The following is a 14,167-nucleotide window of genomic DNA, read 5'->3' as shown; positions in this document are numbered from 1 at the left end:
AAAGCTAAAGTTACAGTATTCATCTTGAGCCACGACAGCATTCTTCACATCTAATTGTCAAAAAGAGTAAAGTACTTTACTGTAATTTAGTACGCAGTTACTATTTATTATACTAAATTGCAACAGGCTTTCGGCCGGATGATTGTGCTCATAGCCTAAAATGCCATCTTAGTTCTCATGGCCGACATCAATATGACGGGTCCTGAACATGTCCGATAAAGCTTTCAATAGATTGAACAGATTAAATTGACAAAACCCAATCTTCCATGATCCCAATAGTATATAGACCAGCAATGGAAAGTGATTTGATTTTTCTTTTAGATCTAAGAGCAAAAACCATGACCCCACATTTAATTGCCGCCGCGTTACCCACTACTACGGATTCACATCTACAAAGAATTAAATACAAATTTGAACATGCTGCTATCATTGAATATGACAATATCCCTATCGGGCTTTTGAAAATCGAGAAAGGACGGGCTCATATCGAGTTGATTCAAATACAGATCGATCCCCGCTATCAAGGGAAAGGGCTGGGAAAAAAGATATTAAAAGATCTTATAAATGAGGCAATTTATGAAGGGAAGTCGATTTCATTACATGTGTTAAAAACTAATAAAGCGCAAAAGCTCTACTTTAGTCTTGGTTTCGAAATTATCGGAGAAGACGAGCATTCATATCATATGAAGTACTCAAACAAGGATAAGATTTAAAAAAACAGGTCGGCTCTTTAACCGACCTGTTTTTGCATTACTTTTCAATAGACGACATATCGATTACAAAACGATATTTCACATCACTATCCAATACCCTTTGATACGCCTCATTTACATAGTCGATATCAATCATTTCTGTTTCAGGTAGAATATTATGTTCAGCACAAAAATCAAGCATATCCTGAGTTTCCTGTATTCCCCCAATGCTGGAAGCCGTTAGGATCTTATTTCCCCCCATGATTGAGCGTCCATTAATTTCCATGGGCGCAGCCGGAATCCCCACGCAAATATAAACTCCTTTTGTTTTCAATAATGCAAGATAGAGGTTATAGTCATGCGGTGCTGATACGGTATCAATAATAAAATCAAAATACGATGAGAATTCTTTTATTTCATCGGCCTCATGCGTATTTAAGAACTTGTGTGCTCCAAGTAGAGCAGCATCCTCCTTTTTGCGCGGTGAATGACTTATCATTGTGACTTCTGCCCCCATTGCCACTGCAATTTTAACAGCCATATGTCCCAATCCGCCTAAGCCTAACACACCAACTTTATGCCCTTTGCTAACATTCCATCTTTTTAATGGCGAATAGGTGGTGATTCCTGCACAGAGTAGCGGTGCCACCTTTTTAATATCCAAAGATTCCGGCACATGCAGCACAAAATCTGCATCCGCAACAATATTATTGCTATAACCACCAAAAGTATAGCTGTGATCGTGCATCACATCTTTGCTGTTGTACGTCCAGACGGTCTTCTTTTCTGAACAGAACTGTTGTTGGTCTGACTTACAGTTATCGCATTCGCCACAGGAAGCAACCATACAACCGACACCTGCCAGGTCACCTTTTTTGAACTTAGTCACTCCAGGACCAACTGCACTTATCCGACCAACAATTTCGTGCCCGGGAACAATTGGGTATTGTGTACCACCCCACTCATCATGTACTTGATGAATATCAGAGTGACAGATCCCGCTGTACAAGATATCTATTAAAACATCGTTTGCACCAAGCTCTCTCCTTTCAAACTCCCAGTATTCAAGTGGAGAACTACTGTCTTTCGCCGCATAACCTTTCGACTTAATCATATTATCTTTTTTTATAGACCACAATTTGGATACGAAGATATCTTCGATCCCCTATTTACGTTGTGCTAAGTTAGCGGGTATCGATGACGGATAAAGAAAGGCAAACACAATATTGACACTGCGCAAACAAAAAAACAAGTTTAAACATAGAAGTATCCGCACAAGACCATGTATATTTGAGTTCATATAAATCACTTCAATGAAAAGAACCAGTCTAACGCTAGCAATTATTTGCTTAACATCAATGGCCTTCGCCCAAAAGATAAGCTACAAAGTGAACACGCAAAATTCGACGATCAAATGGAATGCGAAAAAAGTTGTCGGGGGACATGTGGGAACAATCAATATACAAGAAGGCACGGTACAGACAGAAAAAGGGAAAATTACCGGCGGAGGTTTTACCATAGATATGAATTCCATGGCTTGTACTGACGCACCTAAATTGACCGGGCACCTAAAAAATGAAGATTTCTTCAATGTGCCTACCTACCCTAGCAGCAAATTTGTCATCAGTAAAGTTGATAATAGCAAAGGCACTCCAATCATAACCGGTAATCTGACGATTAAGAATAAAACAAAATCGATCTCCTTTCCAGCAAAAGTCACCACAACTGCAGATGGACTTTCTGCTGAAGCTATAGGAGTTAAGGTAAATCGGCTGGACTTTGATATACAGTATCGTTCAGCAAGCTTTTTCTCCGACCTAGGCAATCGCGCCATCGATGATGAATTCACCTTAGATATCGTGCTTAAGGCTGTAAAGTAAAAACTTCGTAGGAGCCCTCTGTTAATACAGGCGGCTCTTCCTTCATTGAATAATCGCACCGAGAATCGACATAATTTACTCGAGCTGCTTTTACACACAGACTACTTAAGGCTGTGATGTCACCTCATACCGGCATGGAAAATCCAACAGTGCGGCACTTATTCTTCCTCAGAAATAGCGCATTAGCGCTGTGCTACAACATTAAACAAAGACTCTGTTAAATTAGATTTGATTCAAATTGCACTTAGCAAGCGATAAGATTGATGAAAGTAAAGTTTTAAAATTATCTTTAAACTCGCTAAAGTAAGGGTAGACAAATTATATATGGAGAAAATAAAAACTTTTCAACAGCACGAGCTTAATAGAATTAGAAAAAATTGGAGTGAAAGTGACCTCGCATTTGAAAAGTTGGGAAGATCTTCTAATATATCCGATTATTCGGATCGGGAGATCAATGAAATGCTGCTCGGTGTATATAAAGACAGTAAACACCTTATGGTCGATGAAGGCTACTTTATTGATCTCGCGAAAGCGCATAAAGCCAGTTGTATTTTGGTTGATGTATCCTATTCAAGACGTATCAAACCTGCTCCAAACAGCATACTTAATCTTCAGGATATCCGTAATTTTTACATTGAAGATTATTTTATAGAGACGAAAGAAGCATTCTCCAACAAAAATAAACATAAGATAACGGGTTATCTCAAAAAGATCGGCGGTATCAGTTTGGGTAAAGGGCAATACAATTATCTGTATTCTATTCCGAACGATTTCAAAACGTTTTTCGGTGATACACCGGCCGATCTGTTCTATCCTATACAACGTTATATCAACGGGTTATTTTTTGACGACGATTATCGAATTTCAGATTTTGAAGTCATCAGTAAGATTGTTATCAGTAAGACATAATTTCGATTGCCGGAGCAACCGCTCTTGGTTTCTTAATTGATAATCTCGCCATCATTCTGATCTAGTTTATCACGAAATTTTCCAAGTTCCTGAACACCTGGTTTTGCCCATTCAGCAACCTCACCTATAATTTTTAATGGAAATTCAGATCTATAGGAACGTGTCGGATTTCCGGGAAACTTCTGGTCCGTCAGATTAGGGTCATGCTCATAATCACCGGTAGGTTCAACAATAAATACCCGCTCGCTGCGCTCACCTTTTGCCAGGGCCGCTGCAAGTCCGGCCCCATTCATCATACCTGTAAAATAAATATGATTCATTTTGAAGTCGGCTTGATAGTTAGAATTGAAGCCTGGAACCAATAAGTCGCCGATTTGTGCATCTGCTTTTGTACCGTGATAAAAAGGTCCCTTATCAAAGGGAATGTTCTTATAAGAAGAGGCCAACCTAGCATATTCACTTGCCTTTGCTTCTTCTCCTAAACTTGTGTAACAGGCACAAATCTTCAAATACATTCCGGGCAACGCACTGGTAGCTCGATCATCACCGATTACCAATGCGTGATCTAAGGCTATGTGCAGCCATTTCAAAAGATCCGACACCGTTTTCTGCTGCCGGGATACAAAATAGGCTGCAATAAACTTCTCATGGTCATCGCTTGCCTCCCGATAACCCTCTGCAAAAAAGAACAGCGCTTCATCGTGTCTACCGTTTTCTTCCAATTGTATGCCTTTTAGGCAAAGTTTGACAACCCCGTTAAATGGTGAAAATTCCATCGTATAAATTATTATCTATTCAACCGAATATTATCCTCGATGTAGTTATAAGTGAATACCCTTAGTAACATCAGGACTTAAGCAAGGCTCTGTATGTAAAAAGCCAGTTATTAAGAATAACAAAATTGTTCTCTTATTTTCAATATTTCTCGCTGGAATCCTGAGAACAGTTGACCTCCACAGAGCAGCTAAATTATCCAATAGTCGATCTCTTTAGAATGCAATATTGCCTTTGTGTATCAAGGAAGTCACCGGTGAAATACGAGAAACTGCTTCAGCGGAACAACTTGCATCAACAAAAACCATACTTGCTTCATCACCCACTTTCGGCCATTGTTGATTTCCATTATTGTCCAAAGGCAATTTGTAACGTGTCGCGAAAGCGAGTGTTCTAGATAAGCCGAATTCTGTTCCATAACCATAAAGTTCAGCAATAAGATTCGCTTTCTGCAGCATGTTTCCCGAGCCAAACGTATTCCAGTGATCCTGAATATTGTCATTTCCAATCAAAACCTCCACCCCATATTTCCGAAGTGTCGGAATAGGCATAATCATATTGCCAAAGGGCACAGAGGACACAATTCCTACCCCCGCTTCTGCGAGACGTGCCGCAATTTTTTCAGCTTCTACATTTGTGAGGCGACTAAGTGCAAAAGCATGGCTAACAAAAGCTTTCCCTTTTAATTGGGGGTTTTCCAATGTACGGTCGATCAAAAACTCGATTGTCTTCATACCACTTTCTCCCATTTCATGGAGGTGTATGTCAATTCCCTTATTGTTATCAAGCGCCAACTGTGTAATCTGCTCCATACTTTTTTCGATACTTCCGTCCAAAGAGTACGGATCTACTCCACCTATGAAACTAACAGCATCCAGTTTTGCAACATCCTTCAAAATGGGTAAAGTATCCGTATAATAGAGGCCATGCTGTGGAAAAGCAACCAGCTCCGCTTCTACCGTGTCTTTTTTCGATGCAAGTGCCTTTTCCAAATTTGTTAACGATTTTAGTCCAGATGTTGGATCAACATTGAAGTGTGAACGAATAAAATCAGTTCCGTATGCCTGCAGAAAATTCAGCATTTTGCCCGTTCTTTCGACGGAGGTGCTTAACCATTCTGGGATCATCTTCTGCTCATACGCGATCATATCTTTTACGGTATGCCGTGTTGGCGATACAGCTTCCCATGGCAGACCAAACAACATTTTATCCAAATGGGCATGCATATCCTTAAAAGCCGGCAACATCAAATGTCCTTTTGCATCGATCGCATTAGCATTTGCAGTATTTGGTTTGATTCCTTTGATCTTACCCTCTTCAACTTCTACACAGAATAAAGCCGTATTTGTGCTTATAACTTCCTTTCCATCAAACTCGAATCCTGTCTCAAGCCGTACGTTTTCTAAAATATATGTTTTAGCTTTCATATTTATTTTGATAATATTCTTTTTCTTGTTCTCTAAAAATTACCGGACAATAGAAACGGTATTATTTTTCCACTTTTATTATTCAGTATCACCAGAACAAAGGTCGCAATGATTCTCCCAGATCTTTTGCAGAATACATCTCGATACTTGAACAATTTATCACAGCGCCGACTTTTGCTCAACAGTATGCATAAGGTGAAACTACAACGAATGTGCTTTCAGCCAGCATGAGACCAATGAGAACGACACTTAAAATACACTGTAGTAATAAATTGTCCAACAGATGGAATGAAAACCACATTGTAAAAACAGCCTTAGCTACTATTTTTGTATTAGACAGCGAAGCTTCTTCGGCTTTATTGAAAAAATTACAGCACAATAAATTGATGAAAACAACTTTAATACTCTTGATAATGATGAGCATAACAAATTCGTGCCGATCGGCATTAACCGAAAACTCATATACTGAAAATCCGTCCAAGGAAGAGATTATTAAATTGGTCACCAAAAATGACTTACAGGGAGTGAAAAAAGCGCTAGAAAATAATGCCAACGTGAATAGTGAAGATACGAATAAACGTTCTATTCTACTTATCGCGACAAACAACGGAAATATTGAAATGGCTAAATTATTGGTAGAGTATGGTGCCGATGTCAACCTTCAGGCCGACAATATGGATAGCCCATTTTTATACGCAGGAGCAAGTGGGCAAGTTGAACTCGTCAAACTTTTCTTAGATCACGGCGCTCGCTTTGATTTATTTAATCGATATAATGGCACAGCTTTAATCCCGGCTTGTGAACGTGGATATGTAGAAACGGTAAGATTATTGGCCAATACCAAAAATTTCCCTTTGGACCATGTCAATCGTTTAGGATGGACTGCTTTGATGGAAGCAATTGTACTCGGTGACGGAAGCAAAAAATATCAGGAAATTATTCAGATTCTAAAAGATGCTGGGGCAAAATTGGATATTCCGGACTTCAATGGCACAAGCCCTTTGCAACACGCAAAACAAAGAGACTTCAATGAAATTGTTAAGATACTAACATCAGAAATATAAAGGTTCATCTTCCATTAAATACTCAAATTTGAATAAAATTTCAAGCAGTATTTCACTATGCTATCTGATTTTTCATTCTCAATGGCTAGTTTTGCAATATGCAGCATAATATAATAGACAAAGTTGCTTTAATTAGCATTAAAGATAGGAAAATCCTGAGCGCACGTTCCAAGACTAAAACAAAATTTTACTTTCCTGGTGGTAAACGAGAGAATAATGAATCCGATATTACCTGTTTAAAAAGAGAAATACTGGAGGAGCTTTCTGTGCACATCGTCGAAGAATCAATGCGCCTTTTGGGCACCTTTGAAGCAATCGCCGATGGACGAAATCAAGGTACGCTCGTAAGAATGATCTGCTACTTTTCTGATTTCGAAGGAGTATTGCATCCAGCGAATGAAATCGAGACATTTGAATGGTTAACCTATAAGGACAAACATAGGACTTCTGCCGTAGATCAGATTATCTTTCACCGATTAAAGGAAATGAACCTTATCGATTGATAGAACAGATGAGCGTTGTTTCTCATACCAAAATATCAGACAACGCTTTTCCGTAATGTAATAACCGTAATTTCAGGCCAAACACCTATCCGACCTTTTAGGCCGTGAAAACCAAAACCACGGTTGACATAAAGATATTTTCCTTGTTTTTGATAGAGTCCAGCCCACTGTTTATAAAAATATTGAATTGGACTCCATTTTAACCCAAATAATTCTATCCCAAACTGCATACCATGCGTATGTCCCGCCAGCGTCAGATGGACATGTTGGTTATAGTCCAAAGTAACATGATCCCAATGTGAAGGATCATGAGACATCAAAATTTTGAAGGTATCCGCGTCCAATCCAAGGGTTGCTTTAGCGAGATCACCATATTGATGGAACCCTCCTTTTCCCCAATTTTCAACACCAATTAACGAAATATGCTCACCTTGCTTTTCTATCGCTATCGATTCATTTAGCAGCAATTTAAATCCCATTTCATGATGAATTTCCTTAAGCCTATTCAAATTTAAGGCTTTTGATTCAACACTTTCCCATTGCACATAATCTCCATAATCGTGATTTCCAAGGACTGAAAACTTGCCCGAAGGAGCTTCTAATCGATTGAAGTCCGAAACCCAGGGTTCCATTTCGGAAGCCTTATTATTGACTAGATCACCCGTAAACAATACCAGATCACTGTTTTGTGCATTGGCTAATTCGATACCTTTACGTACCCTTTTGATATCAGATAAACTACCAGAGTGAATATCCGATAGCTGCGTAATTTTAAAACCGTCAAACGCCATAGGTAGATCAGGAAAACTCAATACTTCCTCCCGCACTTTATAGAAATAACGACCTTTCGTTAAACCGAAAAAAATAACCAATAATATGGCCCCCGCCAAAAACAATACAATCTCACTCAAAAATATACTACGTGGAGGAAAATAACGAAAAATACGCATCAGATCTTCAACAAATAAAAAGGGAACAGCAAGCAATTTTGGTATGAAAACAATTAAAAATGCCGTGATCAAACTTGTTGCTGTCTCCTGGACATCATACCCCGCTCTCCGTAAAAAAATTAAACTAAAAACACCAAAAAACAATAGGATATCAATGCCCCAATACATGTTGTGCCAAATTGAACCATGAATAACCGTGCTGAACGCCTGAAAAAAATAGATATCACCCAAAACAAATAAGAATAATATCAGTAAAAGTCTCTTTGCCATATTAACTAAAATATTGATTTTAAATTGCTAATGATATGCCAAAAGAGATTTTTCAACTGTTAAAGCCCCTATCATCGTAAATAGTGATGTACATGTGACAATTGAAACTTTTTGCACTCCAATCAATCAGAAAACCTCGCATAGTTTCCTCCAAAACATGTCAAGATGTCTGATTATCCCATAAATGATCCAACCGAAATGCTGCTTATTACTCCAAAATTCCAGTCTTTTGCATGCATGCTCTCATTTTTTGATAAGTACGCTCAATGTCTTGATCTAGGCCAATGGAAAACCTGATCAATCCATCGGAAATGCCCATCTTTAAACGATCTTCTTCAGGAATTTCTGACGACGTAGAACTACCTGAACAGGAGAATAGCGTCTTATAGAATCCTAGGCTGACGGCTAAATACCCTAAATTTTCAGCCTGCATCAGTTCCATTAATTCATTGGCTTTTTCGGTTGTTTCCACATCAACTGTCATTAAGCCCCCAAAACCATAGCTCTCATGCATCATGTTTTTCATTAATTCATGATCTCGATGCGACTGCAAGCCCGGATAAGATACCTTTAGTCCATCTTTCTCAAACCGCTCGGCAAGATACATCGCATTATAGCAATGCTGTTTCATCCGTATATGAAGTGTTCTTAAATTTTTCAATATACTCGCCGAACGTAAACTGTCCATCGTTGGCCCCAATAACATACAGGCCCCTGTGTTCACATTTTTTGTTTCATTAATAAACTCCTGACTTCCACAATAAACCCCACCGACAGTGTCACTGCTGCCATTGATAAATTTCGTTAAACTATGAATGACAATGTCTGCTCCCAAAAGTGTTGGCGAGATGGACAATGGAGAAAACGTATTGTCGACAATCAGTTTTAGCTTGTATTTTTTACAGATGGCCGAAAGTTTTCTTAAATCTGCCACATGCAATAAAGGGTTGCTCACACTTTCACAATACAGCACTTTTGTATTAGGTCTTATCGATCTTTCGAGTTCTTCGGCATCATTAATATCCAAAAATGTCGTCTCAATCTGGAAAGGCGGGAGAAAATTCTTAAGAAAGGCATAAGTTCCACCGTAGATTGTCCTACTGGAAATGATATGGTCACCACTTTTACATAGTTGTAAAAGAACTGTTGTAATCGCTCCCATCCCAGAAGATGTTACATTGGCCGCAGCGGTATCCTCCATTTTAGCTAAGGCTTGTGCCAAATACAAATTCATCGGCGACGAATGCCTTGAATAGAGATAACAGCCTTCCGCATTCCCTTCAAATGTGTCGAACATCTTTTTAGCGGAAAGAAAAGTATAGGTGGAGCTATCTGAAATAGACGGGTTCACTCCTCCAAACTCACCAAAGTATTGCAAATCTTGAATTTCATTTGCTGCGTTAAAATTTTCCATGTTTTTATCTTTAAAATTGAGATATTTCAAATTATATTACAAGTAATTTTACTTATCTTAGAATATAAATCTATTATACAAACAATAATTAGTTAAAATATCTAACTGATTTAAAACGAGCTAGTAAAAACCAAAAAAAAATCTATGCACTTCGACGAGATTGACCGTAAGCTATTGCGTTTTCTACAGGAAGATGCCAAACAAACGACCAAAGAACTCTCCTACAAACTGAGCTTGTCCGTAACAGCGGTCTATGAAAGAGTCCGTAAACTCGAAAATACTGGAATTATCGCAGGCTATGTCGCCATACTTGATAAAAAGAAAATAGCAAAAGATTTCCTCGTATTATGCCACGTAAAATTAACACAGCACAAAAAGGAGTATATCTTACAATTTGAAAAAGAGGTCATGAACCTTCAGGAGGTAACCGAGTGTTTCCACGTGAGTGGCGACTACGACTATATCCTAAAGATTTGTGTCCAGGATATGGCAGACTATCGCAGTTTTATGTTAACGAAGTTAACGAGCCTACAGCATATCGCAAGCACCCATAGCTCATTTATGATCGCTGAGGTGAAAAATACAATAGCAATAGATCTGTAAGAAAATTTAAACCAAAACACCATTTTTCGATGCAATTGCCTCCGGAAGATCCTCATCTCCCACCATTTGCAACACATCAATTTCTATGGTCCGACAAATCGAAAGCATAGGCACATCAAACATGAGTCCTCCAAAAGGATTTTCGGTATAATCGCCGACCAATTCCATCACAATATAAATCCATCCAATTACCACACAAAAAGGAATACTCGTCCATATCCCCCAGTCGCCCAATTTCGCAAATTCATTTACTAGGCCCAATGGGAGCAGAATGATGAGAATGACATTAAAGACAAATGCTGTACTGGCAAACTGTCTCGGTGAAGGAAATTTTTTGATTCTTTCTGCCTGACCTTGATAGTCGTAAAATTGATTCAGGCAATTCTGCAGTTGCGTTTGGTTAAAATCCGAAATGATTTGATCATTTTTCAATGCATTAACTTCCTTTGCTTGTTTAGAAATCAAATAAGTTGCAAAATTTTTATATGTGCTCTGCAGCTTAAACTCATCTGTAGAAAGGTATTTGCGTAAAAAAATCGATGTTCTACTGTAATCAGGAAAGCCAGCCTTTATCAGCCTGTTCCGTTTAACATTCATTGAACCAAAGTGTTTTTTCAAACTGATGTGCTCCCATTCTGTCGGGATCAACAACTGCTCACGAAAAGTGTATAGCCAAGCGATATGGCGATAGGCAATCCTTTTCCTCCGCTCCTCCAAATCGGTATGATCACCATCCTGGGTATCAAAGGCATATAACATTGCCGTGAAAGAACGACTTGAATTGACAATCCCACCCCAGATTTTCCGGGCTTCCCAAAGTCTATCATAGGCCTGATTATTCTTAAACCCGACATAAAAAGCCTCAGCGGTTCCGATCAAAGCCAATGGTACCCAGGGAATTATCATCCACTGCCAATTAAAAAAATAATAGATGACCGCCACCAGAGAGCACCAAAGCGTCAGCCATATTAAATGTGCACCCGCTAAATTAAATATTTGTCGATGATTAAAATACTTGGTTGTGATCATAAAAATTAAATATCTTCCTTTATTAAAAACGTTATGAAAGTACAATTTAAATTGTAACTGTCCAATACGCTAAATTGTTTTCGGCACGATGATATTTTATCCCGCTCATTTTTATAACAATAAACCTCGTCGCTTTATATGGCTTATCCCTAAATTTACTGGTTCCATCCCTAAAAGGTTCCCTTATATCCAAAAAAATTGAAATAAGCCACCAGCGAAACTAGTTTTGAATAATTATTCAAAATTTATGATCAAATTAATTACTTTCAGTCTTATCACCTTTCTCCTTAACAACTTCCTGTTCGCCCAAACCGCCATTGTTGGTAAAGTCTCGGATCAATATGGCGCGTCGATCCCCTATGCTTCATTATCCTTTCGCGCATTACATGTAAAGAAAGATTCTCTCATTGAAAAAATAACAGATGAACATGGAAATTTTCAGTTAACGCTTACCGAAAAAGAGACTTACCTCGTTTCAATTCGTGTGGAAAATGTACTCAGAACGCAGCAAAAAATTGAAATTAACGACCTTAAAGTCCCTCTAACATTCATTATCCCAAAATCACTACTATCCAACCTCAAATTAGATGAAGTAACAGTAAATAAGCGCAAACCAACAATACAGCGAAAAATTGACCGCCTCATTATGAATGTAGCACAAACCGCCAATGCTTCTGGAAAATCGGCTTTGGAATTATTTAAAATGGCTCCCGGGGTATTCGTTAACAATGGTCAAATCTCCATTAATGGGGTTGTAGGAACACGTATTCTTGTCGATGGCAAAAGTATTAACCTCGCGGGAAATGATCTCAGGAACTACCTTCAAACCTTGCGTTCCAACGATATCCAATCCATTGAAATTATCGCACATCCCTCTGCAGAGTTCGACGCAGAAGGCAGTGGTGGTATCATCAATATAGTGCTAAAAAAGCAAGATAAACAGGGCCTCAATGGTTATATTGGCAATGACTATGCAATTGGGCTTGGAAAATATGGTACGTACACTCCTTATGCAGGTTTGAATTATCGAATGGGTAAAGTTGGTTTAATGGCAAGTTATTCCCATAGCCGTGCAAAGTCATACGAGGAACTAAAACAACGACGAGATTTTCCAAATCAGGGATTATATCAGCAAGAAACGGAAAATACTCAGACCAACAAAAACGACCGTATACGGCTTGGTGCGACCTATGATTTCACTGGAAAACAATTTCTCGGACTATCCTACACCGGTCAATACAGCAGTTTCCTTGGACCATCCACGGCTCATTCGACAATTTTCTACCCCGATGCGGCAAAAAACATCCACTCGCAAGGTAGCTTTCCGTCCGAATCAAAATCCAACTACCAGAATCTAGGTTTAAATTATGTCGTGGAAACAGACAGTTTACATTCGAAATTCAGCGTTGTTATCGATTACACACACAATCAACGAAACGGAAATAGTATCAGCAATAGTGCCGATTTCGATGCTAATGGTAACATACGCAGTGATACTTTGTTCAGATTGGATTATCCCAGCGAAGCAAAAATTTTTACTGGCGACGCAAAGTATAATTGGATAACTAAATCTGGAAACAATTTATCAATTGGTGTAAAAGCGACCGCAACAAATATCATGAATACCAATCAATACCAGGTCTTTCATCAGGCCTGGATGCCAATGCCTGCCCTTGATTTCCAGTTCGATTATGAAGAACGAATTTATGCTACCTATGCAAATTATACGGGAAAATGGGCCCAAATAGATTATCAATTGGGATTAAGAGGCGAGAAATCCAATATTCAAGGACAACTTTTAAGCGAGCAAAGGGACAAACTCGCACAGGACTATTTCAATTTGTTCCCAAGTATTTTTTTAAAGAAGAATTTAAACTCGCAGGGAAGCAATTATGTATCACTTACCTACAATAGAAGAATTAAACGGCCCTCATATTTTGATTTAAATCCCTATAAATATTATATAGATAATTATTCCGTACAGACGGGAAATCCCTTTCTGAAGCCGCAGTTTACAAATTCCCTCGAAATTAGTGGATTGTGGAAGGAAAAATATTATACTGCTTTGAACTATTCCCATACCAGAAATGCGATCTCACAAATTATACGCAATCAGGCAGAAGAAGAACTATTAACAGTTATTAAAGACAACGTTGGAACTCAAGGAGTATGGACAGCCACCTTGAGCGCTCCCGTTTCGTTACTACCCTGCTGGTCAAGTACGAACACGATTTTATTCACTCATACACGTTCAACTTCCCCCTATTTTAATTTAAAGAAAGCTTCTTTTTTATTACAGACAGAACAAGAAATTTCCTTTGGCAAAGGATATAGTATAAATCTGAATGCTTTTTACACCCCCCAAATGTTACTTGGAAATATTGTAACTAAAGCCATCTGCTCCGTTGATCTAGGGATCCAGAAAAAACTAATCAAAGATCAATTGGTTGCCAAGGCAAATATTAGCGACATCTTTTTTACCAATAATTATCGCGCGACAAGTTATTTTAACAATACTAAAATCTGGATAATGCACAGGGAGCAATCGCGTGTATGCTCCATTTCTTTACTATATAACTTCAGAACCGGCACTACCTTTAAAGCAAAACGAATGGAATCAAGCAGTATGGAGGAGAAAGGAAGATTATAAAT

At 38.5% G+C, this 14,167-nt stretch carries 13 protein-coding genes; 7 read left to right on the top strand and 6 right to left on the bottom strand.

The genetic code is table 11. The features are described from left to right. The first annotated feature begins 266 nt into the window (after positions 1-266). Positions 267-713: a GNAT family N-acetyltransferase gene (locus tag HS960_RS06745; RefSeq protein WP_202883764.1), complete on the top strand. Its 447-nt coding sequence runs from the start codon at positions 267-269 to the stop codon at positions 711-713. A gap of 37 nt (positions 714-750) precedes the next feature. Here the strand turns inward: HS960_RS06745 and HS960_RS06740 are convergent, their stop codons facing one another. Further along, positions 751-1,806: an NAD(P)-dependent alcohol dehydrogenase gene (locus HS960_RS06740; protein ID WP_182331915.1), complete on the bottom strand. Its 1,056-nt coding sequence runs from the start codon at positions 1,804-1,806 to the stop codon at positions 751-753. A gap of 199 nt (positions 1,807-2,005) precedes the next feature. Between HS960_RS06740 and HS960_RS06735 the strand changes: the two genes are divergently transcribed. After that, entirely contained in the window at positions 2,006-2,572 is a 567-nt protein-coding gene (locus HS960_RS06735) for a YceI family protein (RefSeq protein ID WP_145326844.1), read from the top strand. Positions 2,573-2,896: 324 nt separating this feature from the next. Beyond that, complete coding sequence (locus HS960_RS06730) at positions 2,897-3,481, top strand: hypothetical protein (RefSeq protein WP_182331914.1); 585 nt, start codon at positions 2,897-2,899, stop codon at positions 3,479-3,481. 32 nt (positions 3,482-3,513) lie between these two features. On the opposite strand, the gene arr is transcribed toward HS960_RS06730, so the two are convergent. Together arr and HS960_RS06720 are read right to left on the bottom strand one after the other, a co-directional pair. Next, on the bottom strand, positions 3,514-4,257 hold the full coding sequence (gene arr, locus HS960_RS06725) for an NAD(+)--rifampin ADP-ribosyltransferase (protein ID WP_182331912.1): 744 nt from the start codon (positions 4,255-4,257) through the stop codon (positions 3,514-3,516). A gap of 213 nt (positions 4,258-4,470) precedes the next feature. Next, positions 4,471-5,682 carry an amidohydrolase gene (locus HS960_RS06720; RefSeq protein WP_182331910.1) on the bottom strand — a complete coding sequence of 404 codons (1,212 nt, stop codon included), beginning with the start codon at positions 5,680-5,682 and terminating at the stop codon, positions 4,471-4,473. Between the two features lie 413 nt (positions 5,683-6,095). Between HS960_RS06720 and HS960_RS06715 the strand changes: the two genes are divergently transcribed. Together HS960_RS06715 and HS960_RS06710 are read left to right on the top strand one after the other, a co-directional pair. Further along, positions 6,096-6,746: an ankyrin repeat domain-containing protein gene (locus HS960_RS06715; protein ID WP_202883802.1), complete on the top strand. Its 651-nt coding sequence runs from the start codon at positions 6,096-6,098 to the stop codon at positions 6,744-6,746. Between the two features lie 98 nt (positions 6,747-6,844). Continuing rightward, the gene (locus HS960_RS06710) at positions 6,845-7,249 is read left to right on the top strand and encodes an NUDIX hydrolase (RefSeq protein ID WP_159726523.1); all 405 of its coding nucleotides are present in this window, start codon (positions 6,845-6,847) and stop codon (positions 7,247-7,249) included. Positions 7,250-7,284: 35 nt separating this feature from the next. Here HS960_RS06710 and HS960_RS06705 read toward each other — a convergent pair whose 3' ends face one another. Further along, complete coding sequence (locus HS960_RS06705; protein WP_159726521.1) at positions 7,285-8,469, bottom strand: metallophosphoesterase; 1,185 nt, start codon at positions 8,467-8,469, stop codon at positions 7,285-7,287. Positions 8,470-8,677: 208 nt separating this feature from the next. Beyond that, complete coding sequence (locus HS960_RS06700) at positions 8,678-9,883, bottom strand: aminotransferase class I/II-fold pyridoxal phosphate-dependent enzyme (protein WP_182331908.1); 1,206 nt, start codon at positions 9,881-9,883, stop codon at positions 8,678-8,680. A gap of 144 nt (positions 9,884-10,027) precedes the next feature. On the opposite strand from HS960_RS06700, the gene HS960_RS06695 reads away from it, so the two are divergent. Then, the gene (locus tag HS960_RS06695) at positions 10,028-10,486 is read left to right on the top strand and encodes an Lrp/AsnC family transcriptional regulator (protein WP_153844647.1); all 459 of its coding nucleotides are present in this window, start codon (positions 10,028-10,030) and stop codon (positions 10,484-10,486) included. Between the two features lie 6 nt (positions 10,487-10,492). Here HS960_RS06695 and HS960_RS06690 read toward each other — a convergent pair whose 3' ends face one another. Further along, positions 10,493-11,515, bottom strand: coding sequence for a bestrophin family protein (locus tag HS960_RS06690; RefSeq protein WP_153844648.1), 1,023 nt, complete (start codon positions 11,513-11,515; stop codon positions 10,493-10,495). Positions 11,516-11,762: 247 nt separating this feature from the next. Between HS960_RS06690 and HS960_RS06685 the strand changes: the two genes are divergently transcribed. After that, positions 11,763-14,165 carry an outer membrane beta-barrel protein gene (locus HS960_RS06685; protein ID WP_182331906.1) on the top strand — a complete coding sequence of 801 codons (2,403 nt, stop codon included), beginning with the start codon at positions 11,763-11,765 and terminating at the stop codon, positions 14,163-14,165. Positions 14,166-14,167 lie beyond the last annotated feature (2 nt).

This window comes from Sphingobacterium paramultivorum (assembly GCF_014109745.1).
Classification (GTDB): domain Bacteria; phylum Bacteroidota; class Bacteroidia; order Sphingobacteriales; family Sphingobacteriaceae; genus Sphingobacterium; species Sphingobacterium paramultivorum.
Note: the sequence above shows the minus strand (reverse complement) of the source record. Positions and strands in the feature narration are given on the sequence as shown.

Bases quoted from the DNA above. Each gene is read 5' to 3' on its own strand.
- HS960_RS06745 (WP_202883764.1), top strand. From the start codon at position 267: ATGATCCCAATAGTATATAGACCAGCAATGGAAAGTGATTTGATTTTT.
- HS960_RS06740 (WP_182331915.1), bottom strand. From the start codon at position 1,806: ATGATTAAGTCGAAAGGTTATGCGGCGAAAGACAGTAGTTCTCCACTT.
- HS960_RS06735 (WP_145326844.1), top strand. From the start codon at position 2,006: ATGAAAAGAACCAGTCTAACGCTAGCAATTATTTGCTTAACATCAATG.
- HS960_RS06730 (WP_182331914.1), top strand. From the start codon at position 2,897: ATGGAGAAAATAAAAACTTTTCAACAGCACGAGCTTAATAGAATTAGA.
- arr (WP_182331912.1), bottom strand. From the start codon at position 4,257: ATGGAATTTTCACCATTTAACGGGGTTGTCAAACTTTGCCTAAAAGGC.
- HS960_RS06720 (WP_182331910.1), bottom strand. From the start codon at position 5,682: ATGAAAGCTAAAACATATATTTTAGAAAACGTACGGCTTGAGACAGGA.
- HS960_RS06715 (WP_202883802.1), top strand. From the start codon at position 6,096: ATGATGAGCATAACAAATTCGTGCCGATCGGCATTAACCGAAAACTCA.
- HS960_RS06710 (WP_159726523.1), top strand. From the start codon at position 6,845: ATGCAGCATAATATAATAGACAAAGTTGCTTTAATTAGCATTAAAGAT.
- HS960_RS06705 (WP_159726521.1), bottom strand. From the start codon at position 8,469: ATGGCAAAGAGACTTTTACTGATATTATTCTTATTTGTTTTGGGTGAT.
- HS960_RS06700 (WP_182331908.1), bottom strand. From the start codon at position 9,883: ATGGAAAATTTTAACGCAGCAAATGAAATTCAAGATTTGCAATACTTT.
- HS960_RS06695 (WP_153844647.1), top strand. From the start codon at position 10,028: ATGCACTTCGACGAGATTGACCGTAAGCTATTGCGTTTTCTACAGGAA.
- HS960_RS06690 (WP_153844648.1), bottom strand. From the start codon at position 11,515: ATGATCACAACCAAGTATTTTAATCATCGACAAATATTTAATTTAGCG.
- HS960_RS06685 (WP_182331906.1), top strand. From the start codon at position 11,763: ATGATCAAATTAATTACTTTCAGTCTTATCACCTTTCTCCTTAACAAC.